Origin of the sequence: endosymbiont of Ridgeia piscesae (assembly GCF_001443665.1) — a bacterium.
In the GTDB taxonomy this organism is placed as follows: Bacteria; Pseudomonadota; Gammaproteobacteria; order Chromatiales; family Chromatiaceae; genus Endoriftia; species Endoriftia persephonae.
The window spans coordinates 1-3,795 of record NZ_KQ557171.1; the positions used below are offsets into that span (position 1 = coordinate 1).

The window sequence follows — 3,795 nt, forward strand, 5'->3', positions numbered from 1 at the left end:
GGATGCGGCCCACCCTGACCCCCCATCTGGTGGGTGGCCTGAACAAGTTTGGTGGCGGTGGCGCGCCGGACCATATTACGGATATCGACGGCGTGCCCATCGACGACCTGATCGAACGCTTTGGCTCGCCGCTGTTCGTACTTTCCGAGCAGCGCCTGCGGGAGAATGTGCGTCGCCTGATCAGTGCCTTCGAGACCCGCTATCCCGATGTGGTCTACGGTTGGTCCTACAAGACCAACTACTTGGGTGCCGTTTGCCAGGTAATGCACCAGGAGGGGGCCTGGGCGGAGGTGGTCTCGGCCTTCGAATATGAGAAGGCCCGCTCCCACGGGGTACCGGGAGAGCGCATCCTCTTCAATGGCCCGCACAAACAGCGGGAGATCCTGGAACGGGTGGTTGCCGAAGGGGCGCGGGTGCACATCGACAACCTGGATGAGATGTACACTTTGGAGGCGATTGCCGCCGAGGCCGGACGGACCATCCCGGTGACTATCCGGCTCAATTTCGACACCGGTTACACCGAGCCCTGGAGCCGCTTCGGCTTCAATATCGAGACAGGGCAGGCGCTGGATGCGGCGCGGCGCATTGGCAACAGCCCCCATCTGCGGTTGCGTGGACTGCACAGCCACATTGGCACCTTCATCCTCGACACTCGTGCCTACGAGGCGCAGGTGCGGATTATGTGCGCCTTCATGGAGACCGCGGAGAGCGAGACCGGCTGTGAGATCGACAGCATCGATATCGGTGGTGGCTTCGCCTCACGCAATGCCCTGCATGGAACCTACCTGCCGCCGGAGCAGGTGGTGCCGGAGATCGAACAGTATGCCCAGGCGATCTGTGACACTCTGCTGGAGGCGACTCGGGGGCGTACCGCCCGCGGTAAGCCGCAGCCGACCCTGATTCTGGAGACCGGGCGGGCAACGGTGGACGACGCCGGCAGCCTGATCAGCAGTGTGGTGGCGACCAAGCACCTGCCCGACGGGCGCCGCTCCGCGGTGCTGGATGCGGGGGTCAATCTGCTCTTCACTAGCTTCTGGTACAACCACCGGGTAGAACTGGCGCAGCCGCCCCAGGGCATCCCCGAGGAGACGGTGCTCTACGGGCCGCTCTGCATGAACATCGACGTGGTGCGCGCTAGCGTCACCCTGCCGCCATTGCGGGTGGGGGAACGGCTGGTGGTCTCGCCGGTGGGTGCCTACAATAACACCCAGTGGCTACAGTTCATCGAGTATCGGCCCAACGTGGTGATGACCCATGGTGGGGGCGAGGTCTCGGTGATCCGCCAGGCCGAGGATCTGCAGGCGGTCACCGCCCTGGAGCGTATGCCGGCACATCTGCGCTCCGTGGAAGCGGGGATGTCTGAAGGGTGAAGGTACACGCGGTCACAACTATTGCCGCGCTGCGGAGCATGGGTGAGGGGTTGCTGCGCGCCTATGCGGCGATCCTCTTCTCCAGCCGTCCGGTAGTGGGGCTGCTGTTTCTGGGCTCCAGTTTCTGGTTCCCCAATGCCGGCATGGCTGGATTGATCGGAGCGCTTACCGGCAGCATCACCGCCCGACTGTTGTCCTTTCCATACCTCTCCAGGGGGCTCTATATCTACAACAGCCTGCTGGTGGGGCTGGCGCTCGGCATCGTCTACCGGCTGGATGGCTATCTGCTGACCCTGATCCTGCTGGGTGCGGTGCTGGCGGTCTTTTTGACCGTCGCGCTGGCCGATATGTTGTGGCGTCTGGAGCATCTGCCGGTGCTCAGCCTGCCTTTTGTGGTGGTGGCCTTCACCTGTTTTTTTGCCGCCCAGGCCTACGGCAACCTGAGCGTCTACCTGTTTCCCTCCGCGCCGGTCGAGCCATTTGTCGGCGGTTGGACGGATGCCTTTCTCACCGCGCTGGGCTCGGCCTTCTTTATTCCCCATCCTGTCGCTGGCCTGTTCTTTTTCATCGGCCTGCTCTGGACCTCTCGCTATCTTGCGCTGCTTGCGGTGGTGGGTTATCTGGTGGGGGATGGGCTGTTGCAGTGGCTCTCAGGCAGCATTCACCCCACCTTGGGGCAGTGGGGCGGGTTTAACTTCATCCTGACCACCATTGCGGTAGGTGGGATCTTCAGCGTGCCCGGCTGGCGCAGCCTGCTGCTGGCGATCATCGCGGCAGCCCTCTCTTCGCTGATCACCATGGCGGTACAGGGAGTATTGCAGGTCTATGGGGTTCCGGTACTGGCAATCCCCTTTCTGCTCACCACCTTGACTATGCTGGCGGCGATGCGCAAGCGCGTCGCCACCACTCCGCCCTATCTGTTGCTGGAGGCACCAGCCTTGCCCGAGCACAGCTATGAGCGGGCGCGGCTGGTGCGGGCGCGTGGTGCAGAGCCCGAGAGTGTCCCGCTGCGCGCCCCATTTTTCGGCAGCTGGCGAGTCTATCAGGGCTTCGATGGCCCCCACACCCACCAGCCGCCGTGGCAGCATGCGCTGGATTTCATTATTACCGAGCAGGGGCGGAGTTTCCGTAACGCCGGGCATCGCCTGCAGGATTTTCATTGCTTTGACCTACCCGTGCTCTCCCCCTGTCACGGCACGGTGGCACGCTGTTTGGATGAGCTGCCCGACAATCCGCCAGGTGAGGTCGACAGCAACAACAATTGGGGTAATTTTCTGCTGATCCGCCTCGACAGCGGGCTCTATGTGCTGCTTGCGCATCTGCGCCAGCACAGTCTGACAGTGATAGAGGGGGAGCGGTTGACGCCGGGTCAGCCGGTGGCCCGATGTGGCAACACCGGCCGTTCACCCCAGCCCCATCTGCATCTGCATGTGCAGACCACGGCGGTACTTGGCAGCCCCACCCACCCGTTTCATCTGCTGGGGGTTACCCTGCAAACGACACAAGAACAGATCGCCGGTTTTCATCTCGCATGCCGTCCCGCTGAAGGGGAACTGGTAAGCGTGGTCAAGATGGACGGAGCTTTTTGGCGCGCCCTCCATCTGCCCTTGGGCCTGCAGCTGCACTACCGCTATCGCCTGGATGAGGGGGAGTGGCGCGCACAGCGTCTGACGGTCTCCATGGATCTGACCGGTGGTTTCCGCCTGCGCAGTGGTAGCGGTGCCTCGGCCCGTTTTCTGGAGGAGGGCGGGGTGCTGTGTTTTTTCGAACGAGCCGGGGGAAAGGACCCGCTGCTCGATCTCTGGCTGCTTGCCTTGGGATTGACGCCGCTGGCGGATGCTCCAATGTCCTGGGCGGACCGTCCCAGTGATAGGCTGTTGCCCCTTGCCTGGCCGTGGTGGGCACTTCGGGGATTGCTGCGGCCCTTGGGCGGGGGGCTCGACAGCCGTTACCATCGCAGCAGAGAGAAAGGCCTTTGGCGGCAGCAGGGGCAGCACCGGCTGCCGCTGCTGCCTGGAATCAAACAGGAAGGGGCGAGCGTGGCGATTATTGATCCGGAGCGGGGGTGTACCCGGCTCTCCCTGCAGACCGCTGACTGTTTGCTGGAGGCCGAGCTGGAAGAGATCTCAACCATTGAAGATCAGGGCATTCCGCAGGCCCGAATTAGTTTGAAAGAGACTTATTAAAGGAGAGTTGCCAATGCTGAAAACAGCACGATTATTGACTGCAACGGCGTTATCAGTCGCCGTGATTGTTCCTCTAGCCCAGGCTGGAGATGAGTGGGACGTAAAAGTGGATCTGCAAGGCAGTTATGGAGACTATGCCAAATCCACCGAACGTGAGGATCTCTGGTCTGCCGGCCTGATCGTGACAGCAGACTATCTTGATAATGTCGGCTTCACAGTCGGGTATAACAAGACCGAGG

General features: G+C 62.2%; 2 protein-coding genes and 1 pseudogene. All 3 read left to right on the top strand.

Annotated elements, in window-relative coordinates; all coding sequences use genetic code 11:
* The first annotated feature begins 2 nt into the window (after window positions 1-2).
* A complete protein-coding gene (locus Ga0074115_RS15310) occupies window positions 3-1,370 on the top strand; it encodes an alanine racemase (RefSeq protein WP_060528700.1) in 1,368 nt (455 codons plus the stop codon).
* Window positions 1,367-3,556, top strand: a complete 2,190-nt coding sequence (locus tag Ga0074115_RS15315; RefSeq protein ID WP_157292823.1) for an urea transporter — start codon at window positions 1,367-1,369, stop codon at window positions 3,554-3,556. The genes Ga0074115_RS15310 and Ga0074115_RS15315 overlap by 4 nt, the downstream gene beginning before the upstream one ends.
* 13 nt (window positions 3,557-3,569) lie before the next feature.
* Window positions 3,570-3,795: pseudogene (locus tag Ga0074115_RS16025) on the top strand (hypothetical protein); the annotation flags it as partial.

What these genes read in the sequence shown, in the direction of transcription:
- Ga0074115_RS15310 (WP_060528700.1), top strand. Translation starts at nt 3, where the DNA reads ATGCGGCCCACCCTGACCCCCCATCTGGTGGGTGGCCTGAACAAGTTT.